At 64.4% G+C, this 25,225-nt stretch carries 23 protein-coding genes; 9 read left to right on the forward strand and 14 right to left on the reverse strand.

Annotated elements, in window-relative coordinates; translation table 11 throughout:
• The first annotated feature begins 145 nt into the window (after positions 1-145).
• Complete coding sequence (locus N5C18_RS13845; RefSeq protein WP_053509092.1) at positions 146-517, forward strand: DUF3653 domain-containing protein; 372 nt, start codon at positions 146-148, stop codon at positions 515-517.
• Between the two features lie 33 nt (positions 518-550).
• On the opposite strand, the gene N5C18_RS13850 is transcribed toward N5C18_RS13845, so the two are convergent.
• From N5C18_RS13850 to N5C18_RS13860, 3 genes are all read right to left on the reverse strand, one after another.
• A complete protein-coding gene (locus tag N5C18_RS13850; RefSeq protein ID WP_053509094.1) occupies positions 551-1,387 on the reverse strand; it encodes a hypothetical protein in 837 nt (278 codons plus the stop codon).
• A gap of 687 nt (positions 1,388-2,074) precedes the next feature.
• Positions 2,075-2,275: a hypothetical protein gene (locus tag N5C18_RS13855; protein ID WP_053508429.1), complete on the reverse strand. Its 201-nt coding sequence runs from the start codon at positions 2,273-2,275 to the stop codon at positions 2,075-2,077.
• 257 nt (positions 2,276-2,532) lie between these two features.
• Positions 2,533-3,333: a hypothetical protein gene (locus tag N5C18_RS13860; RefSeq protein ID WP_080375921.1), complete on the reverse strand. Its 801-nt coding sequence runs from the start codon at positions 3,331-3,333 to the stop codon at positions 2,533-2,535.
• 782 nt (positions 3,334-4,115) lie between these two features.
• Between N5C18_RS13860 and N5C18_RS13865 the strand changes: the two genes are divergently transcribed.
• Together N5C18_RS13865 and N5C18_RS13870 are read left to right on the forward strand one after the other, a co-directional pair.
• On the forward strand, positions 4,116-4,472 hold the full coding sequence (locus tag N5C18_RS13865) for a hypothetical protein (protein WP_053508432.1): 357 nt from the start codon (positions 4,116-4,118) through the stop codon (positions 4,470-4,472).
• A 45-nt stretch (positions 4,473-4,517) separates the two neighbouring features.
• Positions 4,518-4,943 carry a hypothetical protein gene (locus N5C18_RS13870; protein ID WP_279944813.1) on the forward strand — a complete coding sequence of 142 codons (426 nt, stop codon included), beginning with the start codon at positions 4,518-4,520 and terminating at the stop codon, positions 4,941-4,943.
• Between the two features lie 17 nt (positions 4,944-4,960).
• Here N5C18_RS13870 and N5C18_RS13875 read toward each other — a convergent pair whose 3' ends face one another.
• The 4 genes from N5C18_RS13875 to N5C18_RS13890 all read right to left on the reverse strand — a co-directional run bounded on the left by N5C18_RS13875 (position 4,961) and on the right by N5C18_RS13890 (position 8,099).
• Positions 4,961-5,692: a hypothetical protein gene (locus N5C18_RS13875; RefSeq protein ID WP_053508436.1), complete on the reverse strand. Its 732-nt coding sequence runs from the start codon at positions 5,690-5,692 to the stop codon at positions 4,961-4,963.
• 61 nt (positions 5,693-5,753) lie between these two features.
• Positions 5,754-6,851, reverse strand: coding sequence for a hypothetical protein (locus N5C18_RS13880; RefSeq protein WP_279944814.1), 1,098 nt, complete (start codon positions 6,849-6,851; stop codon positions 5,754-5,756).
• A gap of 140 nt (positions 6,852-6,991) precedes the next feature.
• Entirely contained in the window at positions 6,992-7,468 is a 477-nt protein-coding gene (locus N5C18_RS13885) for a nuclear transport factor 2 family protein (protein ID WP_053508440.1), read from the reverse strand.
• A gap of 61 nt (positions 7,469-7,529) precedes the next feature.
• Positions 7,530-8,099: a TetR family transcriptional regulator gene (locus N5C18_RS13890; protein ID WP_053508442.1), complete on the reverse strand. Its 570-nt coding sequence runs from the start codon at positions 8,097-8,099 to the stop codon at positions 7,530-7,532.
• 168 nt (positions 8,100-8,267) lie between these two features.
• On the opposite strand from N5C18_RS13890, the gene N5C18_RS13895 reads away from it, so the two are divergent.
• Positions 8,268-9,221, forward strand: coding sequence for an alpha/beta hydrolase (locus N5C18_RS13895; RefSeq protein ID WP_053508444.1), 954 nt, complete (start codon positions 8,268-8,270; stop codon positions 9,219-9,221).
• A gap of 44 nt (positions 9,222-9,265) precedes the next feature.
• On the opposite strand, the gene N5C18_RS13900 is transcribed toward N5C18_RS13895, so the two are convergent.
• Positions 9,266-9,895 (reverse strand): cation diffusion facilitator family transporter, encoded by a 630-nt coding sequence (locus tag N5C18_RS13900; RefSeq protein ID WP_053508447.1) that lies wholly within the window; start codon positions 9,893-9,895, stop codon positions 9,266-9,268.
• Between the two features lie 85 nt (positions 9,896-9,980).
• Between N5C18_RS13900 and N5C18_RS13905 the strand changes: the two genes are divergently transcribed.
• Entirely contained in the window at positions 9,981-10,385 is a 405-nt protein-coding gene (locus tag N5C18_RS13905) for a helix-turn-helix domain-containing protein (protein WP_053508449.1), read from the forward strand.
• 19 nt (positions 10,386-10,404) lie between these two features.
• On the opposite strand, the gene N5C18_RS13910 is transcribed toward N5C18_RS13905, so the two are convergent.
• The 4 genes from N5C18_RS13910 to N5C18_RS13925 form a co-directional block, all read right to left on the reverse strand.
• Complete coding sequence (locus N5C18_RS13910; RefSeq protein ID WP_053508451.1) at positions 10,405-11,886, reverse strand: porin; 1,482 nt, start codon at positions 11,884-11,886, stop codon at positions 10,405-10,407.
• Between the two features lie 32 nt (positions 11,887-11,918).
• A complete protein-coding gene (locus N5C18_RS13915; RefSeq protein WP_053508453.1) occupies positions 11,919-12,959 on the reverse strand; it encodes an alpha/beta hydrolase in 1,041 nt (346 codons plus the stop codon).
• 281 nt (positions 12,960-13,240) lie between these two features.
• Complete coding sequence (locus N5C18_RS13920) at positions 13,241-15,889, reverse strand: excinuclease ABC subunit UvrA (RefSeq protein WP_053508455.1); 2,649 nt, start codon at positions 15,887-15,889, stop codon at positions 13,241-13,243.
• A 103-nt stretch (positions 15,890-15,992) separates the two neighbouring features.
• Entirely contained in the window at positions 15,993-16,880 is an 888-nt protein-coding gene (locus N5C18_RS13925; RefSeq protein ID WP_053508457.1) for a LysR family transcriptional regulator, read from the reverse strand.
• Between the two features lie 169 nt (positions 16,881-17,049).
• Between N5C18_RS13925 and N5C18_RS13930 the strand changes: the two genes are divergently transcribed.
• Genes N5C18_RS13930 through N5C18_RS13945 form a run of 4 tightly spaced genes read left to right on the forward strand, consistent with a single transcriptional unit; the run spans position 17,050 to position 20,813 of the window.
• Positions 17,050-18,279 carry an MFS transporter gene (locus tag N5C18_RS13930; RefSeq protein ID WP_279944815.1) on the forward strand — a complete coding sequence of 410 codons (1,230 nt, stop codon included), beginning with the start codon at positions 17,050-17,052 and terminating at the stop codon, positions 18,277-18,279.
• A gap of 11 nt (positions 18,280-18,290) precedes the next feature.
• Entirely contained in the window at positions 18,291-19,277 is a 987-nt protein-coding gene (locus N5C18_RS13935; protein ID WP_053508461.1) for an aldo/keto reductase, read from the forward strand.
• Positions 19,278-19,332: 55 nt separating this feature from the next.
• The gene (locus N5C18_RS13940) at positions 19,333-19,779 is read left to right on the forward strand and encodes a cupin domain-containing protein (RefSeq protein WP_154582861.1); all 447 of its coding nucleotides are present in this window, start codon (positions 19,333-19,335) and stop codon (positions 19,777-19,779) included.
• Positions 19,776-20,813 carry an alpha/beta hydrolase gene (locus tag N5C18_RS13945; protein ID WP_053508465.1) on the forward strand — a complete coding sequence of 346 codons (1,038 nt, stop codon included), beginning with the start codon at positions 19,776-19,778 and terminating at the stop codon, positions 20,811-20,813. Before N5C18_RS13940 ends, N5C18_RS13945 begins: the two co-directional genes overlap by 4 nt.
• Before the next feature lie 22 nt (positions 20,814-20,835).
• Here N5C18_RS13945 and N5C18_RS13950 read toward each other — a convergent pair whose 3' ends face one another.
• Together N5C18_RS13950 and N5C18_RS13955 are read right to left on the reverse strand one after the other, a co-directional pair.
• Complete coding sequence (locus N5C18_RS13950) at positions 20,836-22,719, reverse strand: PepSY-associated TM helix domain-containing protein (RefSeq protein ID WP_053508467.1); 1,884 nt, start codon at positions 22,717-22,719, stop codon at positions 20,836-20,838.
• Between the two features lie 46 nt (positions 22,720-22,765).
• Entirely contained in the window at positions 22,766-25,222 is a 2,457-nt protein-coding gene (locus tag N5C18_RS13955; RefSeq protein ID WP_230078885.1) for a TonB-dependent receptor, read from the reverse strand.
• Positions 25,223-25,225: the final 3 nt, after the last annotated feature.

The raw sequence follows: 25,225 nt of genomic DNA on the forward strand, positions 1-25,225 counted from the left end.
CATTTCGCCCGATTCGCGCCACCAACTACGGATATTCAATGGCTTGCGAGTGAGGCGAATGTTCCCCGTCAATCAGCAATGGCTGAAGCTCTGGCTTGGCTCTTGCCTCCCTGCTGGCTCCCCCCGACAAGGATGAGCTTGCAGCATGATCGAGATCGATCCGCATGACCGAACTGACCTAACCGGCCCTTGGGCCGGTTTCGGCTTCCAAGCTGGGCACATGTTCACCCCAGAAGGCCACCAGCTGGAACCCTGTGATATGACCTGGTGGTCTCTGACCTGCAACATTGCGCGGGAATGGCGGCTGATGATGGCCGAGGCTCGCACGGGAATGGCCAAGCGCCCAATACCGGCCGTCGAGACATCCGCCACAGCGAAATCCAGCGTGATCTATCTTGCTGAGGTGCTCAGAATTCGCCGAGGGCGGCGGTTCGGCAATGGTGATCCCGGCTCCGGCGCCGAAACCTCCAATGTGGTCTACATGAGCCGTGGGCCGAGGCCCCGCCAGCGCGTGTGAGGCGCTTCCGTAGGGGCGCTGCCCCTACACCCGCTACTTCAGCGACTCCATGAACAGTCGGAGTCCGGCATCTGTCAGGGTAACTACTCGAACTGATCGGCCTGACTGATCGGTCCCGCTCTGCCGTCTAGCCAACCCCAACTCTTCAAGCTGTCCTGCGACGTACCAAACTGCGGGCTCACCTATGCTCAGCCGATCAGAAAGCGTGCCAATGGGGGTGTTGCTGCCATATCGGCCAAGTGAATCCAGCATTTGCCACTGCGACTTACTGAGGGGGATTTTCCTTACATCATTGGCCTCGGGATCGTCTTCCGATGAAGGGACGTCGGGGACCAATGAGTCCACAGATGCAGCCGTCTCCGCATGCCTAACGGCCGCAAGCTCCTGCGCGAGCGCATCCCTTTCATCGACTAGCTGCTTCAACTGATTCTTCAAGCTGTCAACAGAATTACTGAGGCGCACCGATTCCGTCATGTGTTGCGCCTCAATCTCCAAGAATCTACTGCGAAGAGCCCGAGACTCTTCTTGGGTGAGCACCGTCTGATCTTCAATGCTTCTCTTCAGGCTCAACGCGTCCTTTCTTCTGCGAAGCGAGAAGCTGTAGACCCAATTTGACGGGTAAGGAAACACCAGAATGTAGAAGGCGGCTGTGAATAATGGACCTGCCACCAAATGGAGCCACGAGTACCCAGTGTCCTGATAGACAAGATGAATTAGATGGATCTTTCGGATAGCAGATTCACCGGAGAAGACAATCAACAATGCCTTGTAGTTCCAGGCGCACCAAGAAACCGCCAGCGAAGCTCCGAGCGGACTCATGAATCGGTCGCTGATGTACTCCCTGATACCCTTGATCAAGTCATCGAACATTCCCCGCTCCTTCCTGTGGTTGCCCTACTCGTTAGGCGCGGAGATTAGCCCTAAGCGTGGTCCTGTGCCAATCGCGGCCCGCGTGATGCATCACGTTAATCAGAGGCTCGGCGGGTAGGGTTTCGATTCCGGGAACGTGCCCGGGCGCTCACCTACCCTACGCGCACGATGGCGCCCCCGCTACTTGCCGCCATGACCGCGCCCGCGCCGCGGCCGCTCAGATGGCGGCCAAGCCTAACGCTGCGGTGAAATAATCTGCCCTGCATATGCCGTGGACCATGACCACGACCATGCGCGCGTAGAGCGCTGATCGCAATGGCGCCGCCCCGGGTTCCATCTACAGGCGGTGGCGTGCTGCGCGGCGCTGAGCTGCCTCATGCAGTCTGGCCTTCCGTGTGTAGTGGGACTCAAGGAGCTCCACTGTGAAATCAAGGAGGTCATTGGCGTCAGCGTGGGATAGTGTTCCCCTATGGGCACCGTCGTTCCCATCATCCTTAATGCAAGTGGATAGCTCATGCAGCTCTGCGGAAAGTCGCTTCTGATCGTGGAGCCACTGTAGGAGTAGCCCCAGAGATCGCCTCGCCCTCGGATCTGGTTGATTATGGGGTTCGGCGTCGCGAAGATCAGTGGCGACGTAATCCACGCACAGTCGAAACATGGTGCCCGCAGCGTTGAAGCAGTTTACCGCTAGGCATGTAGCACCTTCTCGGAAGTGGCTTCGACTTGCTCAGGGAGATGCTCTGGAGGTGCGACCACCGCCTCATCCTTGGAGCTAATGTGCCCGTCAAATTTCATTATGTCATTGAGGCAGACTGCGATTTGTCCTGCAATAGTCTTTTGCTCATCCCGGCTGTCAATAGTCTTACTTTTGATCACGAGGATGCTCATGCGTTTACAGTGACGGCAGACCGCAGATGCCTCATACACTGTCATTCAGCGATAGAGCTGACCAACTGCGTGGATGGAGTGGACGTCGAATGTGATTTGGCGCGCTGAACAGCGCGGGCAGTCATAGACCGCCTCAACCCGATTTAGCATTTTGACCCTCCTCTAAGGAGCGAACGGATGCGGCAGCATTGAGGGGGGGGCGCACGGGAGCGTGTCCGCTCCACCCCTTCATCTGCCCTATCCTTAGCCTGCAGTCTTCAGGCGGCTGCGCCAGGGTTCTGTGCATCAGGCCGACTATTTTCGTCATCGATAAATAGAGTGGTGAAGTGAAATGAATCGAAAAGACAAAAACCTATCGCATATCCGCTGGCGTGGCGATTCACTTCATCTGCATAATTGAAAATATCATAGTAAAAGATGGTCTTGTGCGGCCCCTTCGCATCTTCCCGAATCAGCGCTGTGGCATAACGCTCGCGATCTTGCTTTTCAATTTCGGTTGCATCACAGGCTAGGAAGCTGTGTGGAAAATGAATCACTCGCCCTTTCCAAACATATCCCGTCTCATGAAAGAGCAGTGCTCGCGCAATGCTATTCATGAATTTCCGCAACCGATCCAGATCGAAGGCGAAGGATGTTGTCAAAGGATGCCCTCCCGCTTCCGCTGGGAGCTGCTCTTCACGCAAATCCATGTTCATCAGGCCCGCCAGGCCTGTGCGTAGCAGTTTCTTCTTTTCCAGCGCCTGGATCACCTTCCCCGCACCCAATGGATCCGTTTGAAACTGTTCGTAGATATCCCGGATTGCGATCCGGTCATCTTCATCATGAATCTGGTTGGCCGCGCGCTCAATCGCGCGCACAAGTGCTCGTTGATGCGCCTGGCGTTGCGACATGATGTCAGGATTTCCATCGACCAGAATGGAGCTCAGAAAGACGCCTCTAAAGTACTCATCGTCTTTGGATTTCTTTGAATTGTGCTCGTCGCATGAGCGCACTGTAATCAATCCATCCCGACGATCGTCTGGAAAGAAGCATTGCGGCGGAACATGCTCGTCGCTCACATCTGGCTTTCCACAAAAGTAACAGCCCACGGCTCTTTCTTCATTGAGGTCCGCTGCAGATAGTGACATGCAATGCGCCGCCCCGCAGATCCCAGTGCGAATTAACGTGACGCATCACGACTTGGCTGCAAGTCCCCATTGCCCCCCCCCCGGTATAGCTCCAATCCTTAGCTGACCAATCCTGCACTTCTCGCCCCCACTGCCTGGTAGCATCGCCCGCTTCTAGGTCATCTGCCTCGTAGAAATGACACAGCTGCTCGTCTCCTGCCTGTATGTCGAGTGGCTGATGGCACTGCCCCAGCCCGCCGGCCGCGAACGGGCTCGCCCCTCCCCTTTTGCTGGCAGCAATGTCGCATCCGCCTCGCATATGACCCCGCAGGGCGGATGCCGACAGTCCGGGCGCATCCAGAGCCAGAATCGCCGATAGCCTTGCAGTGCAAGGATCCGGCTCCGTTGCGCCATATGCAACGATTCTGAAAATGTTGAATGTGGTGACGGGATCGGCCTTACTGCATTGGCATCGCGCACAACCGGGCGTATTTCTCTTCATGCCACCGAGCACCGGTGGTCGGGCTTCGAAACCCCGGTTCTACGCTGAAGTAAACGCTTGCCAGCCGGCATCACCCGTCAGGTGGTGCCGGCTGGCAATCCGTCGGCCGGCTATGGCGGGCGGTGCGTGGAGGCCTCGTGCCTGCCGGTTTAGCGTAGACCGGGTTTCGAACCTCGCACCGTCCGCCACCTTTATCGGTGGCGGCTTCTACCTGCCCGCAAGGAGCCCTGCCATGACCAAGCGCTACTCCCCTGCCCCGCAACCGATCCGGGAAGAGCCCGCGAACGGCCCAGCACTGGACCGGAACACCCTCATTGCCCTGCTGCACAGCATCGGTTCGGGCGCTACGTCCGATGGCCAGCCCTGGCCAGAGCGCCACCTGATGCCGGGCCGACGCATCGCCCTTGCCGACACCGACTGCTCGCTGGCGGGCCTTCGCGTGGTGATGGAGATCCTGCTGGCCGCGCAGCGCGCCCGAGAGAACGGCGAGCTGGAACAGGATGTCGGCCCGCGGATCATGGAGGGGCTGATCATGGCCGGGCTGGGACTCACCGCGCACGCCAGCACGCGGGTGCGCCCGGAGGGTTGAGTGGCCTGGTGCAGCTGGGCGGCCACGGCCCTATGCGCTGGGGTCGTGATTGCCGCAGAGACGCAGTGGTTTGAGCCACCCGCCGCCACGCCTATCGCGTTCCAGCGCATCTCCAACGAACGATTTTCACAGCTGCGCCGGCAAGCGATGCAGTTCGTGGAGGTTCGGCGTGGGCACGGCTTCCAGTTCGTGGAACGGCCCGAAGGCGCCTCTTTCGAGATTCACTGCAAGGGCGTGCCCGTGTTGTGGCTGGAGAAGTGGCCGCAGCATGTGCTGTTGCAGGCCTCACTGGATGCGAATCAGCGGGCGCCCGCTGTCGTGCAGCTGCGGGCGCTGCTTCAATGGCAGTTGCAACCCGTGGACTATCTGGAGCAGGTGCTGGCGGGCGTGCCGGAGCCTGTTCTGATGGATCGGGTGATGCAGATGCTGGCTGGCGAGGTGCCTGGTGCGGTGCGATGTGGCATGCCGTAGTCGAGCATGGCTCGACTCTACAAGGGCGCTGGCTGCGGGGGCTCGGGTTCGTGGATGGAGCCTTCGAGCAGGGCGACGTAAGTATCCAGGCGGGTACGCAGGCCGATCAGCATCCATCCCGCAAGGTAGAGCAACACCAGTGCGTAGATGAGGAAGGCACCCAGCGCCCCGACATCAAAGGCGCTGGCCCAATCACCCCATTGCCATCCACGGAACTGCAGGTAGAGGGCAATCAGCAGCGGAAACGGCCCGAGACGTTGCAGCCCGCCGTACATCAGGCCCATGCGCTCGATCATGCTTGTGCGCAGGTGGCTGACGTACTTGAGGCGACGCTCACGCTCGACCCTGGGAAATCCTCGGAGTTCAGCGATTACCGCTTGCCACTGGGAAAACTCGCCATCCATCTCCTGCGCATGCGAGAGCCGTGGCTGGACGAATTGGCGGATTCCGCGACGGGCGGCGAGAACGCCGCCTATGGCGAATCCTCCGATCTCCACCGCCAGGCACACCCTGACCAGAAGCAGCGCGGCCGTAAGCGGAAGCCATCGGTCAGGCAGCTGGCTGCCAAGAATGCCGATCGCGGCCGACAGGGCGCCCACACGAAACGCCCACCTTTCCACCCTGCCCGCCTTCGGGTAGATGCTGTGCTCAACCAGCCCCTGCACCCGCTGGTAGAGCCAGTGGAAGGTCAGTTCCTGCGAATCGGCCTTTACCGGCGAATCGAGCCCGCCCCCTGCCTGCATGTCCATTGCGTCCCCTGCCCCCGGCTACGATGCCGACCGTGGCATCGTAGCCGACGCGCGGCAGCTTTCAGAAATAGAACCCGATATTGAGGTTCAATCGCGAATGCCAGCGCGATGGTCCGCCGTTGTTGATGCCGATGCCATCGCCGCCGGCAAACCACATGTTGCGGCCGGCAATCCAGTCGACATAGGTGAGCATCACGCCCTTCTGCAGGCTGCAGCCGGTGACGTTCTGCCAGGAGTCGCGCACCCCGCTGCTGTGCCCCACCGGGCGCGTCATGCTGAGGTTGTTGTAGCAGGTCACATCGTCCAGCCAGCCGCGTTGGCCAAAGGAATAGGCGACGTTGGCGCTGGGCACATCGGCCTCGGCCACGATTTCAAACGGGGCCTGGAACGCCGACAGTGCGATGCGTTCGCCGGGCACGCTGTAGCGGTACCGTGCCCATTGCAGCTGGGTGGTCCAGCCATCGCGTTTCCACTGGGCATGCACGGCCGCGGCCTGGTGGTCGTGATGGCGACGACTGCGTGTGTTCTGCACCTTGCCCGCGAAGGCCGATGCGCCGAGCAGCAGTTCGCCACCTGCCCAGTCGCGCGATTGCTCGACGCGCACATTGAACCGCTGCCGTTCGCGATACGGCAACGCATCGGTCTGTGCCACATCGAAGGAATAGCGGTCGTAGCGGGCCCCGGTTCCGTACTCGTCACCCGAGAACCAGCCGAGGTGCCAGGTGGTCTTGCCGGCCTGGTGGACCACCACAACGCCCGGGTCGTAGTCGTCCTCGATGCCCAGGTAGTACCCGGACCCGAACCAGAAACTCTGCGAGACCGTGGGCAGCAGCCCGAAAGGTACCTGCTGGATGCCGGCCTTCAGCTGCGTGGCGTCGGTGAACTGCAAGCCCGCGTAGGCGTGATGGATGGCATCGAAGCCGTCGTACCAGCGGTACTGCGCGGAGAAGGAGAAAGGCCCGCTGCCGGCATCGATGTCGGCGCGAAGCAGCTCCAGCTGCAGGCGGCTGGTGGGCCCGTAATCGAGCCAGCCATAGTTGAATCGGACTGCGCCACCGAGATCGAAATGAGGCGCTGTGTTGCGGTCTTCGCTGGCCGCGCGCGCATCAAGCGAGGGTGCGGCCAGTGCTGCTGCGATGATGATGGGAACTGCCTTCACGGTCGCGTCCTGCCTCCTGTTCTGCGAGTGAAAGCACTCGATTCCAGCCTCGGCGCGCGTCATGCCTCAACGTGAGGCATGACGTGCTGTGGCGTGCAGGTTACGCAATGGAGGGTGAAGCGAACGTTGGCCAGCCCTGCTCACATGCCCAGGTCAGACAGCCCCGGGTGATCATCCGGGCGACGCCCCAGCGGCCAATGGAACTTGCGCTCGCTCTCCTTGATCGGCAGGTCGTTGATGCTCGAGAACCGATGCTCCATCAACCCATCGGCTCCGAATTCCCAGTTCTCGTTTCCATAGGAACGGAACCAGTTGCCGGAGTCGTCATGCCATTCATAGGCGTAGCGCACGGCAATACGGTTGCCACTGAAGGCCCACAGTTCCTTGATCAAGCGGTAGTCGAGTTCCTTCTTCCATTTGCGGGCCAGGAACTGCCGCGCTTCCTCGCGGCCGTGGGTGAACTCGGCGCGGTTGCGCCAGCGGGTGTCGAGCGAATAGGCCAATGCGACCTTGTCGGCATCGCGGGAGTTCCAGCCATCCTCGGCAAGGCGAACCTTCTCGATGGCCGATTCAAGGGTGAACGGCGGCAGCGGCGGACGGGGTGCTTCAGTGGACACGGTGGGACCTCCAATCAAGTGGATGAACGGGGTGCTTCGACGGTTTTTGATGACTCAGGCGTCAGCGCCTGGCCTGCTCCAGCAACACCTTTGCAACATCCCTGGCGGTGTCTGCGGCGTTGTAGTCGCCCATCACGCGCGAGACGGTGATGGCGCCTTCCATGAGAACCAGCAGCTGCCGCGCCAGTGCGTCCGGCTGCTCGATATCCAGCTGCGTGGTGAGTTCCAGCGTGTAATCCAGCAGCTTCTGCTTGTGGTGTTTTGCGATGTGGCGAATCGGATCGTCGGGGTCGCCCACCTCGCCCGCGGTATTGATGAAGGCGCAGCCGCGATAGCCGTCGGACTCGAACCAGCCCTTGAGCACGGTGAATATGCCGAGGATGCGTGCTTCCGGGCTGTCGGCCTTGTCGCACGCCTGCTGGAACCAGGCCAGCCAGCGCACATCGCGCGCGTTCAGTGCCGTAGCGGCCACCTGGTCCTTGTTTTCAAAGTGCCGGTAGATGCTTTTGCGTGCCACGCCGGAGGTCTTCACCAGCAGGTCCATGCCGGTGGCGTGGATTCCGTTCTGGTAGATCAGCGCCTCGGCGGTGGCCAGGATCTTCTGCGCGGTGTCGGTGCCGGTCTTGTGCATGGCCGCAAGGTAGAACGAACGTTCTACCGTGTCAACACGCGATTGACAGCGTCTCGGGCGCGCACATCCATGCAAGACGATCTATCAAGAAATCCGGACAGTTCATCACCCAGGCGCCTGATTGCAGGCGCAAAGTACGCCTCACCACCCACCCATGAGAGTTCCCGCATGAACACCTTCGCCCGCACCCTGGCCGTTGCCACCCTCGCCCTCTCGGTCCAGGCCGGCCTGTCCGCGCAGGCCGCCGAACCGGCCAAGCCCGCGCCGATCACCAGCGTCGCGCGTACCGCCAGTTACATCACCACCGCCGATGGCGTGCAGCTCTACTACAAGGACTGGGGCCCGAAGGACGGCCCGGTGGTGACCTTCAGCCACGGCTGGCCGCTGAACTCGGACAGCTGGGAATCGCAGATGATCTTCCTGGCCAACCACGGCTACCGCGTCATCGCGCACGACCGTCGTGGCCACGGCCGTTCCAGCCAGCCGTGGGAAGGCAACGACATGGATCACTACGCCGATGACCTGGCCACGGTGATCAACACGCTCGACCTGCATGACGTGACCTTGGTGGGCTTCTCAACCGGCGGCGGCGAAGTGGCGCGCTACATCGGCCGCCATGGCACCGGCCGGGTGAAGAAGGCGGTGCTGATCAGCTCGGTGCCGCCGTTCATGCTGAAGACCGCCGACAACCCCAACGGTCTGCCGATTGAAGTGTTCGACGGCATCCGCAAGGCGCAGATGGAAAACCGCGCGCAGCTGTACAAGGACATCCCGTCGGGCCCGTTCTACGGCTTCAACCGCCCGGGCGCGAAGGTGTCCCAGGGCTTGATCGATGCGTGGTGGGCGCAGGGCATGCAGGGCGGCCACAAGAACACCTACGATTCGATCGCTGCGTTCTCGGCCACCGATTTCCGCGCCGACCTGAAGAAGTTCGATGTGCCGACGCTGGTCATCCACGGCGATGACGACCAGATCGTGCCGATCGACATCTCCGGCCGCCAGTCGGCAAAGCTGATCAAGAACGCCCGGCTGATCGTGTACCCGGGCGCGCCGCATGGCCTGACCGACACGCACAAGGATCGCGTCAACCAGGACCTGCTGACGTTCCTGCAGGAAAAGTAAGCCTCTTGGGGCTCTGGCGTCTCGCCGGAGCCCCTTGCCTCACCTCACGCTTTCGCAGCCGCGCGCCATGCGGGCCATGCTTCGCGGATGACGCCCACCGCGGACTTCAGGAACAGCAGCGCGATGACCACACCCACCACGATATCCGGCCAGCCACGACCGGTGAGCGCGACGCCACCGGCAGCCACCAGTACGCCGATATTGGCGGCGACGTCGTTGCGCGAGCACGCAAAGGTGCTTTTCATGTTGATGTTGAGCGTGCGGAACCGCCATAGCAACGCCAGGCACACCAGATTGGCCGCCAGCGCGATGGCGCCGAAGCCGAGCATCACGCCGCTGGAAGGGGGCACGCCGTTTGCCAGCTTGGCGATGACCTCCAGCACGATGAACACAAAGAAGCCCAGGATCAGCGCCCCCTTGGCCAGGGCTGCACCGGCTTCCCAGCGCGCCCCCCGGTTCACCGCCCACAGGCTCAGGCCGTACACGATGGCGTCGCCCAGCATGTCGACAGCGTCGGCCTGCAGCGCGCTGGAGCGCGCCACGATGCCTGCGCCGAATTCGATCAGGAACATCGCCAGGTTGATGATCAGTACCGCCACCAGCACGCGCCGTTGCGCACTGTGGAGTGCCAGCGCTTCCAGTTCCTGGCGCTTGTGGCCACAGCAGTGATCCATGGGTATCTCCGGCCAGGCCTGGCCTGGGCTTGAAAAGAGGTGAGGCAGCCGTTATCAACCCTGTAGTCCCTACAAGGTCAAGCCCATGCCCGCTCACCTCACCATAGGCCAGTTGGCCCGCCAGACCGGCACCAAGGCCGAGACCATCCGCTATTACGAAAAGATCGGCCTGCTCCAGCCGCCGCTGCGGTCGGACGGCAATTACCGTTACTACAGCGCACAGGACCAGCGGCGGCTGTCATTCGTGCGCCGGGCCCGTGAGCTGGGCTTTTCCATCGAGCAGATCCGCGAGCTGATCGCCTTGGGTGAACAGCGCGAACACGAATGCAGCTCGGTGGACGACGTGGTGAAGGCGCATATCGCCGACATCGCGCGCCGGATCCGCGACCTGCAGGCGCTGCAGGGCGAACTGCAGCGGATGATCGGCAATTGCCCGGGCGGGCGCGTAGCCGATTGCAGGGTGCTGGAAGCACTTCAGTCGCGGCCATGACCCTGCTGCCCCATCCACATCAGAACGAAACCTGCGCTCGCATGCCCACGGTATTTCCGGAGTCAGGCCCCTGGGCGTTGCCAACCTTGTTGTCGGTCTTCCAGTGAACGTAGTTCAGCATCAGGCGCGACCAGTTGTTGAGGTACCAGTTCACCCCGAGCGTCCATGCAGTGCCCTCGCCGCCCCGGGCCGCATCGAGAAAGTTGTAGCGGTCATAGCGCGCGGCCAGCTCGAAGGCGCCAACGCCGCCCTCCTGCACCGGACGCAATACCCGCGTGGTACCCCAGACCCCAGAGCGGCTGCTGAAGCCGGGGCGCTCGCCGGTGATCAGCCAGCCTGCGTAGACCGATGTCGCCCGCTGGTCGACCGAGTCGACCGTGCGTGATTCGACGGTGCGGGTGGTGTGCTCGGCGAAGGCCCACACCGGGCCGTACACTGCGCCCATCTCAAGCCCCCAGGCGCGGTTGTCGGTGACGTTGGCGATGGAGCTGGCCGACACGCGCACGTTGCCGTTCCAGCCCAGCGCGATCGGAGAGGTCTTGTTGATGCTGCCGACATCCTGGCCGAGATCCTCGTACCAGTACCAGCCTCCCAGATGCACGAAGCCTGCCTGGCCACGCAATGGGTTCCAGTGTGCGCGCAGCAGATACGCAATGGTGTCGCTGGCCGTGCTGTCATTGCCGATATCGTCACCGGTCACCGCCACGCTGGCGTGCCAGCCATCACCGATCACCTTGGTGGTGACGCCCAGCCCGTAGTACCCGCTCTGCTGGGCACCGACCGACGCCACCGCATTGCGCTGCATGAAAGGTGTATTGACGCCGCTGGTGCCACCATCGATCCCACGGTCCTTGAGCTTGTTGCCCACGTAGATTTCCGTTGGCAGGCCACCCAGCCGCGTGTCCCAGGACAGATAGGTGTCCTTCAGCGAGACATCGTTGCCCGCAAAGTCCGCATCGATCTTGTAACCCAGTGGTCCCATCCGACCTTCGGCACCGAGGCGGCCGCTGGCCAGGTCGGTGCCGGTGATGTTGCGTGCGTCGAATGCGGAACCGTGGGTACTGCTGAAATCGACCATCACCCGGCCGCGGGGGTGGAAGGTGAACTGGCCATCACTGCTGCGGAACTCAGGTCCACCCTTGCGCCAGCGCACATTGCCGTCACCGCCTCCCCCGGTTGCGGCGAGCTGTGCCACCTGCGCCTGCAGAATGGCCATGTCGTCCTGGCGGGTGTCAGCGATGGCCGCAGCCACCTGTGCATCGAGGCCCGCACCGCTGCCGGGTGCCACGCCGGTACTTTGAGAGGCCCCCTCCAGTGCAGCCAGGCGCGCGCTCAGCTGCTCCAGCAGGGATGCCTGATCGCGCAGTTGCTTTGCCTGCTGCTGCACCTGCGCGCGCAATCCGGCTTCGGTATCGCCAGCCGCGGCCAGCACAGAGGGGGAAGCCAGCAACAGGCAGCCGCCGGCAGCCGCGCCAAGCGCGGCACGCTTCAGTGAATTCATGCAGTTCTCCCGAATGAAATACAGTGTGCGGCTCAGTCGCCCGCACCATCATCGTCCAGCGAGCGAGGTGGCTGAGCAGCAGCGGCGGGTATCGCGCTGGCATCGTGCGGCGGCAGCCGCGCAGGCGGCGGCCCGAGGTAGCCGTGGCTGCGTGCCCAGTTGGCGAAAAGCCGCGGCCACTGCGCCACCAATGTCCCGGGCTTGCCCAACCCCCAGCTGTGGCCTCCGGCTTCGAACAGATGCAGCTCCACCGGAATGCCTGCCGCATGCGTGGCCTGGTACATCGCCACGCTGTGGCCGACATCCACGGTGCGATCGTCCACGGCCTGGGCCAGGAACACCGGCGGCATGTCCTTGCGGACGTGCTGTTCGACCGAATAGGCCTGCTGTGCGTCGTCCTGGCTGGCCAGTTCCCGCTTCGACCGGGTGCGGTCCAGCGGCGGGCGCATTGAAACGACCGGATAGATCATTCCAAGGAAGTCCGGGCGCGCTGACAGCTGGTCGGCTGCATCCACCGGCGGATACAACGGGGCATCGAAGCGCGTGGCGACGATACCGGCCAGATTGCCGCCGGCGGAAAAGCCCAATGCGCCGATGCGCTCCGGATCGACCCCCAGGCTTGCGGCCTGCGCGCGCAGCAGCCGCATGGCGCGCTGGCCATCCTGGAAGGGCGAAACCGGCGCCCACCCATCGGCAGGCAGCCGGTAGTACACCACGGCGGCCGTGACGCCCAGCGATTGCAGCCACTGCGCCGTCGGCCTGGCGGCGCTACCGATCTGGATGCGGAAGTAGCCGCCACCGCCGAAAATCACCACGGCTGTTCCGTTCGGTTTCAGCGGTCGGTAGATCTCCATGCGCGCGTTACTGATTCCCGAGACCGCGCCCTTCGCGCTGCCTTCGGCGCCGATCCGTTCCGGGCCACGCGCGCGTTGCTGCCAGTGGTCCTGCGGCCACAGCGGAATCACCTCGGGTGCCGATGCAGGCGGCGCTGCCGGCACCGCACCGGCAAGCAAGGGATTCAGCAGGAACAGAAGCAGCGCCAAGCCGCGCAGTTTCCCCACATGCAGACTCATATCGCGCCCTCCCGTCGGCCTTTACGGGGCGAAGTGTGCGTCGAGTCGCGCTGGCCTCCTATAGCCGGATGGGACTAGCTGGGCCGTGCTCTTCTGTGTGCGCTGCAGCATCAAAGTGGATGCTGCTGGCTGGAGCGTCACCAGAGGATTCGCCATTACACGCTTCACCAGGCGTTCTTGTTTTCCCGCCCCTCCCCCGCTCCAGCAACCGGCTTTGCTGCAGGAGGCGCTGCTTCCATGGGAAGCGACTGGCTCGAGGGTCAGCCGAGCATGGCTCGGCTCTACAGGGAAGCCAACTCCTTCGCAAGGAACGGTGCCGTCCTGCTGGCTTTGGCCCGCGCCACCTGCTGCGGTGTTCCCTTCGCCACGATGGTGCCCCCTGCCCCGCCAGCGCCGGGGCCCACGTCAATGACCCAGTCCGCCTGCGCGACCGCGCGCATGTCGTGCTCGATCATCACCACGGTATTGCCGGCGTCCACCAGCCGCTGCAGCTGCACCAGCAGCCGGTCCGCATCGGATGCATGCAGGCCGGTGGTGGGTTCATCCAGCACGTACAGCGTGCGCCCGCGCTGGCTGCGCTGCAGCTCGGTGGCCAGCTTGATGCGCTGGGCCTCGCCACCTGAAAGCTCGGTGGCCGGCTGGCCCAGCCTGAGGTAACCCAGGCCGATTTCCTGCAGCAGCTGCAGCGGGCGGGCAATGGCATCCTCTTCGCTGAAGAACGCACGCGCCTGGTCCACCGTCATCTGCAGCACTTCGGCGATAGTGCGGTCATTCCACCGCACCTTCAGCGTGGCCTCGTTGTAGCGCGCGCCATGGCAGGTCGGGCACGGCGCATATACGCTGGGCATGAACAGCAGTTCGACGCTGACAAACCCTTCGCCTTCGCAGGTTTCGCATCGGCCCTTGGCCACGTTGAACGAGAAACGGCCGGCGTCGAAACGACGGCGGTGCGCAGCCGGTGTTGCGGCGAACAGCTTGCGCACGTGATCGAACAGGCCGGTATAGGTAGCCAGATTGGAGCGTGGCGTGCGCCCGATCGGCTTCTGGTCGACCTGCACGACGCGTTGAATGGCATCTACATCGCCGGCCAGGCGGCCTCGCGTTGCTTCGATCACGCTCGGCCCGCCGGTGGGTTCGCTGTCCGCGCTCTCGTCCACCGGCTCGTGCCCCAGGTGCAGCAGCATCAACTCCGGCAGCGCCTGCGCCATCAGGCTGGACTTGCCCGAGCCGGAAATGCCGGTGACTGCGGTCAGCAACCCCAGTGGCACTTGTGCGTCCACACCCTGCAGGTTGTGCCGATGGATGCCTTGCAGCTCCAGCCAGTTGCCGGCGCCGCGCTTACGGCTGGCGGGCGCCGGCACCTGGTCGAAAAGATACCGCGCCGTGCGCGAGTCCTGGACGTGGCGCAGGCCATCGGGCTCGCCGCTGTAGAGAACCCGCCCGCCGTGCTCGCCCGCCTCCGGGCCCACATCCACCAGCCACTGCGCGCGGCGCATCAGGTCCAGATCGTGTTCAACCACGAACACCGAGTTGCCGCCATCGCGCAGCCGGTCCAGCGCGTCGTACAGCGCCTGGCTGTCGGCAGGATGCAGGCCCGCCGAGGGCTCATCAAGCACGTACAGCACGCCGAACAGCAGCGAGCTGAGCTGTGTGGCCAACCGCAGGCGCTGCAGTTCGCCGGCTGACAGCGTGGGTGTGGCGCGATCCAGCGAGAGATAGCCCAGGCCCAGTTCACGCAGCTGGCGTACCCGCGCCATCACCCCGCCTGCCAGCCGCTGGGCAGCCAGGCGCTTCTCTTCGGACAGGGCCGAGGTCAGCCGCACGTCGGGGGCGCCCTCGTGGGTCGCTTGGCCACTCGCGGCCCGACGCGCGCGATCGCGGGGTGTCGCACTCCTGCGGGTGCGAGCGCCCTTGCTGTGCGCGCTGAAATCACCTTGTGCCACCGGCTCCAGCAGCTCCGCCAGCTGGTCCAGTGGCAGGCGCATGAACTCACCGATATCCACGCCGGCAAAGGTGACCGACAGCGCCTCCGGCTTCAGGCGCTTTCCGTGGCAGGCCGGGCACAGCTTGCCTTCCATGTAGCGCGACACGCGCTTGCGCATCAGCGCGCTCTGGGTGTTGGCAAAGGTGTGCAGCACGTAGCGGCGCGCGCCGGTGTAGGTGCCCATGTAGCTGGGTTCGAGCTTGCGCTTGAGCGCGGTGCGGGTCTCGGCAGGGGTGAACCCGGCGTAGACCGGCACGCTGGGCGTTTCCTCGGTGAACAGGATCCAGTCGCGGTCCTTCTTCGGCAGCTTTTTCCACGGCACGTCGATGTCGTAGCCGAGCGTGACCAGGATGTCGCGCAGGTTCTGGCCATGCCAGGCCGGCGGCCAGGACGCGATGGCGCGCTCACGGATGGTCAGCGACGGGTCCGGCACCATCAGCGCTTCGGTCACTTCGTAGACATGCCCCAGGCCGTGGCAGGTGCTGCAGGCGCCCTGCGGCATGTTCGGCGAGAAGTCCTCCGCGTACAGCATGGGCTGATGGGCCGGGTAGGCCCCGGCGCGGGAGTACATCATGCGCACCAGGCTGGACAGCGTGGTCACGCTGCCCACCGATGAGCGCGCATTGCTGGCCCCGCGCTGCTGCTGCAGGGCCACTGCCGGCGGCAGGCCGTCGATGGCATCCACATCGGGCACGCCCACCTGGTCGATCAGGCGCCGTGCATACGGCGCCACCGACTCGAAGTAGCGCCGCTGCGCTTCGGCGAACACGGTGCCGAAGGCCAGCGACGACTTGCCCGAACCCGAGACCCCGGAGAACACCACCAGTGCATTGCGCGGAATGGAGACATCGACATTCTTGAGGTTGTGCTCGCGCGCACCGCGCACCTCGACGCAGCCGCTGGCGGCGGCAGCGCATGACGACTCGCCAAAGGGGATGTTGGACATCGTTACGATCCTGCAGGCAGTGAGCGGCGCGCACCAGGGCGCGCCCAGGGATGCATTTTCGCTGCTGCGGGGTGAATGTGGTGAGGGTGAGCGCGGTATCGATCTAAACCCGCAATGCCTCCAGCACCAGGCTGAACGCCGGGGAAGGCTGCCGTCGGCTGGGGTAGTACAGGTGATAGCCGGGGAACAGTGGGCACCAGTCTTCCAGCACCCGCACCAACCGACCGCTTTCAAGGTGAGCCGCAAGCTCATCGACAGGCAGATGCACCAGTCCCAGGCCGTCAAGCGCGGCATCGACCATGTGCGGTGACGTACTGAACACCAGCGGGCCATCCACGCGCACATTGATCTCGCGACCCTTCTTCTCGTACTCCCACACGTACAGTCCACCGCTGGTGGGCAGGCGGATGTTGATGCATCGGTGGCCGGTCAGATCACCTGGCATCTTCGGGATTCCGTGTGCAGCGAAGTAGCCCGGCGTCCCTGCGGTGGCCATGCGCAGGCGTGGGCCGATGGGCAGGGCAACCATGTCCTTGTCGATGGATTCGCCAAGTCGAACACCGGCGTCGAAGCGGTCGGCAACGATGTCACGCAATGCATAGCTGACGTCGAACTCGATGCGGATGTCCGGATAGCGATGCAGCAGCGGCATCAGCTTGGGGAGCAGAACGGTGCGCAGCACGTGGTCGCCGCTGGTGATCCTGACCTGCCCGGCTGGCGTGTCTCTCAGCGCAGTAAGGGCTTCGAGCTCCATTTCGATGTCGTCGAAGTGGTTGCCGATCGACTGCAGCAGGCGCTCGCCGGCGGTGGTCGGCGAAACGCTGCGCGTCGTGCGGGTCAGCAGCCGGATTCCCAAGCTCTCTTCCAGGGTCTTGATTGCCTGGCTCAGTGCAGACTGGGTAACTCCGAGCACACCCGCCGCGCGGGTGAAGCTGCCCTCCCGCGCTACGGTCACGAAAGCCAGGAGGTCATTGAAGTTGCGTCGTGCCATGGGCGTAGTGTGTCACAGGTATTAATTAGCGCAACTAATTGACCTATTCGCAATTGATTATCTAATCAAGTGTCCATGCGTGGTCCAGACTGGCCCCCTCCCCCAACCACGGGAGCTCCGGCAGCCGGAGCCTTCCGCCGTCATCGCCCTTCTGGGCCTGGAAACCTTCATGAGTTCACTCAATCCTCCCCCGGCCGGGGCGGGCATGGCCGCGCCTGCCCGCTCGGCAACCCCCAGGGAATGGGGTGCCGTGCTGGCCCTGTCACTCGGCGCCTTTGCCTTGGTTGCCTCCGAGTTCATGCCGGTCAGCCTGCTGACACCCATCGCCACCGACCTGCGGGTCAGTGAAGGCCAAGCCGGACAGGCCATTGCGGTGTCCGGCGCGTTCGCCCTTGTTACCAGCCTGCTGGTCTCGCCACTGGCCGGGCAGCTGGACCGCAAATGGCTGCTGCTGGGCCTCACCACCGCGATGATCCTCTCGGGCACGCTGGCGGCCCTGGCGCCCAGCTTCCCGGTGTTCATGCTGGGCCGTGCACTGATCGGCGTGGCCATCGGTGGCTTCTGGGCCATGTCGGCGGCCACCGCCATGCGCCTGGTTCCCTCCCACCAGGTGCCCCGCGCACTGGCGATCGTCAACGGCGGCAACGCGCTTGCCACGGTCATTGCTGCACCGATGGGCAGTTACTTCGGCGCCATCATCGGCTGGCGCGGCGCATTCTTCTCGCTGGTGCCGGTGGCCGTAGTGGCCCTGTTGTGGAAAATCGCCGCGTTGCCACCGATGAAGGCGACCGCCGGGCGCGCTTCGTGGAATGTGTTCGCGCTGTTGAAGCGCCCGCCGGTGGCGTGGGGCATGGTGGGCGTGAGCCTGTTCTTCATGGGCCAGTTCTCGCTGTTCACCTACCTGCGGCCGTTCGTGGAAGCCACGCTGCACGTATCGCCTTCAACGTTGTCGCTGTTGCTGCTGTTGATGGGCGCTGCGGGCCTGGCCGGCACGGTGTTGATCGAGCCCTTCGTGCACAAGGCAATGTTCCGCACGCTGGTGCTGCTGCCAGCGCTGATGGCCCTGGTGGCTGCGTGCATGATCCTCATCGGCAACACGCTGCCGAGGGTGGCGGTGTTGTTCGCGCTGTGGGGCCTGCTTGGCACGTCGGCGCCCGTGGCCTGGTGGTCGTGGCTGGCCCGCACCCTGCCCGATGACGGAGAGGCCGGCGGCGGCCTGATGGTGGCCGTGGTGCAGATGGCCATCGCCATTGGTGCCACCGTGGGCGGCCTGCTGCTGGACCACCAGGGCTACCGCGCCACGTTCTGGTTCAGCGCCCTCCTGCTGCTGGGCTCGATGGTCACGTCGTACATCGCGGCGCGCTCGGCGCAGCGGCAACGCGTGCCTGTTCATTCCTGAAGGAGTTCCCCGTGCACTATTCCTCTCTGGGCCGCTCGGGCCTGAAGATCAGCCGGCTGGGCCTTGGCACCATGAACTTCGGCGAGCTTGCCGATGAGGCGACCAGCTTTGCCATCATGGATGCTGCCGTGGACGCCGGCATCAACCTGTTCGACAGCGCCGATGTCTACGGCGGAGCACAGTCACCGGACATGGCGCAGGGCTTCGGCCTCTCGGAAGAGATCATCGGGCGCTGGCTGAAGCGCAGTGGCAAGCGTGACGGCCTGGTACTGGCGACCAAGGTGTACCAGCCGATGGGGCCGGGCCCGAATGATCGTCGTCTGTCGGCGTACCACATCCGCCGCGCCTGCGAGGCCAGCCTGCGCCGGTTGCAGACCGACCATATCGACCTGTACCAGATGCACCACGTGGACCGGGCCACGCCCTGGGAAGAGATCTGGCAGGCCATGGAACAGCTGATCCGCGAAGGCAAGATCACCTACGTGGGTAGCAGCAACTTCGCCGGCTGGGACATCGCCACCGCACAGGGCGTGGCCTCGGCGCGGCACAGCTTTGGCCTGGTCGCCGAGCAGAGCCTGTACAACCTGACCCAGCGCACCGTGGAACTGGAAGTGATCCCGGCACTGCGCTACCACGGGCTGGGCCTGATTCCCTGGAGCCCGATCGGCATGGGGTTGCTGGGCGGCGTGCTGAAGAAGGTGGCCACCGGACGTCGCGCCACCCCGCAGCTCCTGCACCGCATTGAACGCCTGCGACCCCAGCTCGAAGCGTATGAGGCGTTCTGCGATCAACTGGGCGAAGCACCTGCCGATGTGGCCCTGGCCTGGCTGCTGCACAACCCGGTGGTGACCACCGTGCTGAGCGGGCCGCGCACGGTGGACCAGCTTTTGCAGAACCTGAAGGCCCCTCGCCTGAAGCTCTCAGGCGAGTCATTGGCTCGGCTGGATGCGATCTGGCCCGGCCCTGGCGGCGAGGCGCCCAATGCCTACGCCTGGTAATCCCCCAACTCCTGGAGCACTCCCCATGTCCATGCTTCTCGGCACCTTGATGTCCATGGCCGCGCCTGCGGCTGGCGGCGGCTCGACCAGCGCCGGCCTGAACGTAACGCCTGCGGGCAGCGCCTCGTCCGTTGCAGGTTCCGCTGACTACTTCACCGGCAACGTGCGCATCGATGGCGGCTTCCAACGCCCTGCGCCGGCACGCGTAGGCGGTGCAACGGTTACCTTTGAGCCCGGCGCACGCACGGCCTGGCACACCCACCCGCTGGGCCAGACCCTCATCGTGACGGCAGGCGTGGGCTGGGTGCAGCAGTGGGGACAGCCGCGCCAGCAGATCCGTCCGGGTGACACCGTGTGGATCGCCCCGGGCGTGAAGCACTGGCATGGCGCGAGTGCCGCGGTAGCGATGACCCACATTGCGATTGCCGAGGCGGTGGATGGCAGCCCGGTGACGTGGCTGGAGAAGGTAAGCGACGAGCAGTATTCGGAGATGAGCGAATGAAGACGCTGCTGCTGTCTCTGGCTCTCGCCACCATCCCCTTCATTGCAGTTGGACAGGACATGACCCACGGCGCGGACAATTTCTATCGAAGCACCCAGCTCATCACTGAAAAGGTGCACTTCAGCAACCAGTACCACATGCAGATCGTCGGCAATCTGTACGTACCGAAGAATGGAAAGCCCGGGCACGCCCTGCCTGCCATCATCGTGGGCCACCCGATGGGCGCGGTGAAGGAGCAGAGCGCGGATCTCTACGCGCAGAAGCTTGCCGAACAGGGCTTCGTGACGTTGGCCATCGATCAGTCGTTCTGGGGCGAAAGTGCGGGTGAGCCGCGTAATGCGGTTGCGCCGGACATCTATGCCGAAGCCTTCAGCGCCGCCGTCGACTACCTGGGCATGCAGCCACAGGTGGATCGCGAACGGATCGGCGTGCTTGGCATTTGTGGCAGTGGCAGTTTCGTGATCAGTGCGGCCAAGATCGACCCGCGCATGAAAGCCATTGCCACTGTCAGCATGTATGACATGGGTGCTGCGAACCGCAGTGCCCTCAACCGCTCGCAGAGTGTAGAGCAGCGCAAGGCCGTGATTGCTGCCGCCGCACGCCAGCGCTGGGTTGAAGCCGAGGGCGGCGCCACGCAGTACACCTCCGGCACCGTGCATAGGCTTGAGGCCGACACTCATCCGATCCAGCGCGAGTTCTACGACTTCTACCGTACTTCGCGCGGCGAGTTTACCCCGGCCGGCTCATCACCGGAGCTCACCACGCACCCGACGCTGACCAGCAATGTGAAGTTCATGAACTTCTATCCGTTCAACGACATCGAGACCATTTCGCCGCGTCCGATGCTGTTCATCGCGGGTGATCAGGCGCATTCAAGGGAATTCAGCGAGGAAGCCTACCGGCTGGCGGGACAACCGAAGAGGCTGCTGTGGGTGAAGGGTGCAGGCCATGTGGATCTGTATGACCGGACCGATCTAATTCCCTTTGCAGAGCTGGGGGCGTTCTTCCGGAAGAGCCTGGATGGAAGCATGTGATAGGCCGACACCCCCCCTACCCTCACCCCGGCCGCAGCATCGCCACCAACCCTCCCATCAGGGCGCTCCCTGCCGCCACGACCAGCCACGCCTTCCCTACACTACGGGTACTGAAGATGCCCACGGCGACCGCGATCAACAGCACGAACCCCAGCAGCGAACTGGTCAGGACCGAAACGGACGTGCGTACATTCACCAGCGAGGGCAGCAACAGCGCCAGTGCCGTGGCGGTGATCGCGGTGAACACGTAGGCCCCCACCGAAGCAGCCAGCACCCGGCTCGCGACCTGCCAGCGATGGGCCGCGCCCTGCCCGGGTGCGGGCTTGGCACTGCGCGCGGCCTCGTGCGTCTGTGGCCAGCGGCGCTGCAGCATCAGGGCCATTCTTGCCAGCATCAACCCGAAGGCCAGTGCGACCAGCTCCACGCCGGCCTGCTGCCATGCGCCCCGCTGCAGGTACATCAGCAGTCCCTGCCCGGTGGTTGCCAGATTCACCAGCGGCAGTGCCAGGCACAGCGCGGCGGCCAGCCACAACTGCTCGATCCAGGCTGCGCGCGGTGGGCGGCACAGTGCGTGCAGCACCGAGGCCGCGCAGGTTAGAAGGAAAATGCGTATCTCCCACGCGCTGCGATCGCTCATTTCCAGTGGCAGCAACCGATTGCCGTGCAGGTAGACGATGCTTGCCAGTGCCACCCCGGCCAGCGATGCCACGTTGAAGGCTTCCACGCAACGGTAGATGCCTGCCGTGGCGGCGCCGAACTCGTGCTCGCTGCGCTTGCGCCGCTTGAGCGAGAACAGCAGCGTGCCGATGGCGATCATTGCCGTGCCCAGCAGGCCGCTGATGAAGTACAGCCACTTCATCGGCCAGCCACCGAAATCGGCCTTGTGCAGGGCTTCGATGGTTTCGTGTACCTGCACGGCACCCAGTTGCGGCGGATGCGCTGCATGCTGTTGCAGGAGCCTGCCACTGGCCGCATCGAAGGTCACCCGGCTGGCCTCGCTCAACAGGTGCTTGCCGGTGTTCCCCGCTGTCTTGCGGCCCTCCACTTCCACCACGCTGTGCACGGTGCCGGGCGCCGGGATCATCACCAGTGCCGGCGGCTGACCGCTGATGGCCTGCGCCCGCGCAAGCAGGTCCGGCAGGTTCGGCAGCTGCGCGCCCGCAACCAGAATGCCGGCCGGGACAGGTCGCGCAGGCGCCAGTTCGGCTTCATAGCGCGCATAGGCGTCATCGGCATCGCCATAGGCTGCCTGTACGGGCCACGGCAGATAGCTGCTGTAGAAGAATGTCAGCCCGGTGTAGCCGATCATGAACAGGAACGGCAGGGTCAGCACGGCACTCAGGTTGTGCGCGTCCAGCCAGCTGCGCTGCCCCTTGCCCGGGCGGAAGGTGAAGAAGTCCTTGAAGATGCGCTTGTGCACCACCACGCCGGACACCAGCGCCAGCAGCATGCAGGCCGTAATCCAGCCGACCAGCCAGTAGCCGGCCATGCCGCCGTGCAGGGTGTAATGGAATGACATGAAGTGGCGCCCGCCTTCGGTTTCCCGAAGACGAGGTGGTGGTTGTGGCATGCCGGTGCCGGCCTCTACCCAGCGTTCGTGCGCGGTGCCGCCGTCATCCTCCCATGAGAGCTGCAGCGGCCAGCCGTGCTGGGCAGGCCAACGGATCTGCCATGCCCGGGCATCGGCGGCGTTTGCAGCCAACCACTGCTGCGCTCGCGCTGCCTGCGCACCTGCATCCATTTCCTGCGGGGAGGCCGGCACCGGGCCGGCCTCCATCCATCGCGTGATCGGCTCGCGGAACACGCTGAGCGTGCCGGTGAGGAAGATCGCGCACAACAGCCAGCCGCAGGTGAGGCCGCACCAGGTGTGCAGCCACGACATGCTCTGCCGGAAGCCCGCCTTCATGCCATCCCCGTGGCGGGCATGCCCTCGTCCCGCCGGTTGCGGAGGATCACAGCGCGCCGCGCAGCGTCAGCATCACGTTGCGGGGTTCGCCAAAGAAGTTGCCGCGGCGGATCTGGCTGATCATCGCGTAATAGCGCGTGTCGAACAGGTTGGCCACGTTGACGCCCACGCTCCAGCGCGGATTGATCCGGTAGCCGGCACGCAGGTCCCACACCGCGCGTCCCGCCGCACCCATGCGCCAGTCCGGGTCGTCGTAGGCCGGATAGGAATAGCTGCTCTGTGCAGAGACGCCACCGCCCACGGAGAACGCATTCCACCGGCCGGGCAGCTGGTAGGACGTTGACAGGCGCAGCAGATGGCGCGGCGTTTCGGCGCTGATGGTGGCGCCCTCATCGTCGCGGCTGGTGACGTGGGTATAGCCCGCCATCATCTGCCAGCCGGGTGCCAGTTCGCCGCTGGCTTCGAGTTCAAAGCCCTTGCTGCGCAGCTTTCCACCATTGCGGTAGCAATCGGACGAGGCCAGCGAGCCGGGGCAGCTGCCCGGGTCGGAGGCGTCCACCACGGCGTTGCCGGTCTTGCGGATGGAAAACACCGCAGCGGAGACGTTCAGGCGCCCATCGTTCAGTTCGCCCTTCACGCCCAGCTCGTAGTTGGCGCCGATGGCGGGATCGAGCACCGCACCGGATGATGTGACGTAGGAGCTCTGCGGCTGGAAGGTATCGGCGTAGCTGGCGTAGACCGACCACTGCGGGCCCAGGTCGTAGACGAGGCCGGCGTACGGGGTGAATTCGTGCTTCTGTTCGTAGTCGCGGCTCTTGGCGCCGGTGAAGCCATCGTTGGACTGGTACTTCACCCAGCTCAGCCGGCCACCCAGCGTGAGGTGCAGCGGTTCTGCCAGCTGCAGGCGCAGGTTGCTGTACAGGCCGCTTTGTTGCGCACGCGCGTTTTCCGACCAGTCCCACGCGGGTTGCAGTGGCTGTGCAATGGCGCTGTGGTCCGGTGCGTAGACATCGATCGGCACGTCGATGGCCAGGTCCGCCGAGCTCTGGCGGGTACGCTGGCGCGACCACATCGCCCCCAGCAGCAGCTGGTGGGTGCGGCCGAAGGCGTCGAAACTGCCGGTGGTGTGCAGGTCGATGCCATCGCTGCGCACGCGCGATCGGTTGAAGTAGATGTCATAGAAGCGCGAGCCGATGCCGGTGGCCCGGTCCACCCCGCCCACCGGAACCGCAACGCGCTGGTCCAGGTCCGATTCGGTGCGGTTCACCGACAGGCGCGCCTTCCAGCGCTCGTTGAAGCGGTGCTCCGCTTCGGCGAAGGCTTCGTCAACGGAGCCTTCCTGGCGGTTCCAGTCCTGGATGAGCGAGGTGGAACGCTTGATGTCCAGCGCACCGCCATCGGTATAGCGCGGCAGGCCGAACAGCCAGTAGCCGTCGGTGTCACTGGCCTGATGACGCAGGCCGAAGGTGAGCGTGGTGTCCTGGCCCAGGTCGGCATCGATCACGCCGTAGGCCACCGGCGTCTTCGATGAGGTGCCGCGCTGGAAGTAGTCGCGGTCCTGGTAGGCGGCGACGACTCGGCCACGTACCGTGCCAGCGGCATTGAGCGGGCCGCCACCGTCGACCTCGAGGCGATAGTTGTCCCACGAGCCCAGCGTGGCTGCCAGATCGAGATGGGCCTGGTCGCGCGGGCGCTTGCGCACCATGTTGATCGCCCCGCTGGGGTCGGCCGCGCCGAGCATCATGCCGCCGGCACCGCGCAGCACTTCAACCCGCTCCAGCACGGCGGTGTCGATCGGCAGCCAGCCCACCGGGGCATAGACGATGCCGGCCACGCCATCGACCAGATAGTTGCTGTCGTCCACGGTGAAGCTGCGGATCGAGAACTTGTGGTTGCCGAAGTTGCGCGCGGTCTTGGTCACGCCCGTGGTCTGTGCCAGTGCCTCGTCCAGCGTGGTGAGGTTGCGGTCATCCAGCTGCTGGCGGGTGATCACGCTGACCGATTGCGGGGTCTGGCGGATGCTCTGCCCCAGCTTGCCCAGGCTCAGCTCACGTGTCGTGTAGGAGCCATCGCCTTGGCCATTGGCGGTCACATTCACCGTCTGCAGGGTGGTCTGGGCATCCTTGCTGCGCGCAGGTGATGCTGCGTCCTGCGCCAGCGTGAACACGCCGGGGCGGGTGGCGTTGACACGCACCCCACTGCCCTCCAGCAGGCGCGCCAGTGCTTCCTGCGGCGTGTAGCTGCCTGTCACGGCCGGCGCGCGACGGCCGGCCACTGCCGATTCACTGAACAACACCTGCTGCCGTGACTGCTCGGAGAATCGGCGCAGTGCCGCATCCAGCGGTTGGGCTGGAATATTGAACGGCATGCGCTGTGCCGGCTGCGCCTGCGCGATGGCCGGCGCAGCCAGTGCGCTGGAAATGCACACGGCCAGCAGCGGCAGCCGCGTGGCCTGTACCCCGGTAGAGAACGCGCGGGCGACAAGTGCGCGCTTGATCTTCATGTA

This window comes from Stenotrophomonas sp. GD03930, assembly GCF_029839665.1.
In the GTDB taxonomy this organism is placed as follows: Bacteria; Pseudomonadota; Gammaproteobacteria; order Xanthomonadales; family Xanthomonadaceae; genus Stenotrophomonas; species Stenotrophomonas forensis.

Excerpts from the sequence above, each read along its gene's own strand:
- N5C18_RS13845 (WP_053509092.1), top strand. The coding sequence starts at position 146 with ATGATCGAGATCGATCCGCATGACCGAACTGACCTAACCGGCCCTTGG.
- N5C18_RS13850 (WP_053509094.1), bottom strand. The coding sequence starts at position 1,387 with ATGTTCGATGACTTGATCAAGGGTATCAGGGAGTACATCAGCGACCGA.
- N5C18_RS13855 (WP_053508429.1), bottom strand. The coding sequence starts at position 2,275 with ATGAGCATCCTCGTGATCAAAAGTAAGACTATTGACAGCCGGGATGAG.
- N5C18_RS13865 (WP_053508432.1), top strand. The coding sequence starts at position 4,116 with ATGACCAAGCGCTACTCCCCTGCCCCGCAACCGATCCGGGAAGAGCCC.
- N5C18_RS13875 (WP_053508436.1), bottom strand. The coding sequence starts at position 5,692 with ATGGACATGCAGGCAGGGGGCGGGCTCGATTCGCCGGTAAAGGCCGAT.
- N5C18_RS13890 (WP_053508442.1), bottom strand. The coding sequence starts at position 8,099 with ATGCACAAGACCGGCACCGACACCGCGCAGAAGATCCTGGCCACCGCC.
- N5C18_RS13895 (WP_053508444.1), top strand. The coding sequence starts at position 8,268 with ATGAACACCTTCGCCCGCACCCTGGCCGTTGCCACCCTCGCCCTCTCG.
- N5C18_RS13900 (WP_053508447.1), bottom strand. The coding sequence starts at position 9,895 with ATGGATCACTGCTGTGGCCACAAGCGCCAGGAACTGGAAGCGCTGGCA.
- N5C18_RS13905 (WP_053508449.1), top strand. The coding sequence starts at position 9,981 with ATGCCCGCTCACCTCACCATAGGCCAGTTGGCCCGCCAGACCGGCACC.
- N5C18_RS13910 (WP_053508451.1), bottom strand. The coding sequence starts at position 11,886 with ATGAATTCACTGAAGCGTGCCGCGCTTGGCGCGGCTGCCGGCGGCTGC.
- N5C18_RS13915 (WP_053508453.1), bottom strand. The coding sequence starts at position 12,959 with ATGAGTCTGCATGTGGGGAAACTGCGCGGCTTGGCGCTGCTTCTGTTC.
- N5C18_RS13920 (WP_053508455.1), bottom strand. The coding sequence starts at position 15,889 with ATGTCCAACATCCCCTTTGGCGAGTCGTCATGCGCTGCCGCCGCCAGC.
- N5C18_RS13925 (WP_053508457.1), bottom strand. The coding sequence starts at position 16,880 with ATGGCACGACGCAACTTCAATGACCTCCTGGCTTTCGTGACCGTAGCG.
- N5C18_RS13930 (WP_279944815.1), top strand. The coding sequence starts at position 17,050 with ATGAGTTCACTCAATCCTCCCCCGGCCGGGGCGGGCATGGCCGCGCCT.
- N5C18_RS13940 (WP_154582861.1), top strand. The coding sequence starts at position 19,333 with ATGGCCGCGCCTGCGGCTGGCGGCGGCTCGACCAGCGCCGGCCTGAAC.
- N5C18_RS13945 (WP_053508465.1), top strand. The coding sequence starts at position 19,776 with ATGAAGACGCTGCTGCTGTCTCTGGCTCTCGCCACCATCCCCTTCATT.
- N5C18_RS13950 (WP_053508467.1), bottom strand. The coding sequence starts at position 22,719 with ATGAAGGCGGGCTTCCGGCAGAGCATGTCGTGGCTGCACACCTGGTGC.
- N5C18_RS13955 (WP_230078885.1), bottom strand. The coding sequence starts at position 25,222 with ATGAAGATCAAGCGCGCACTTGTCGCCCGCGCGTTCTCTACCGGGGTA.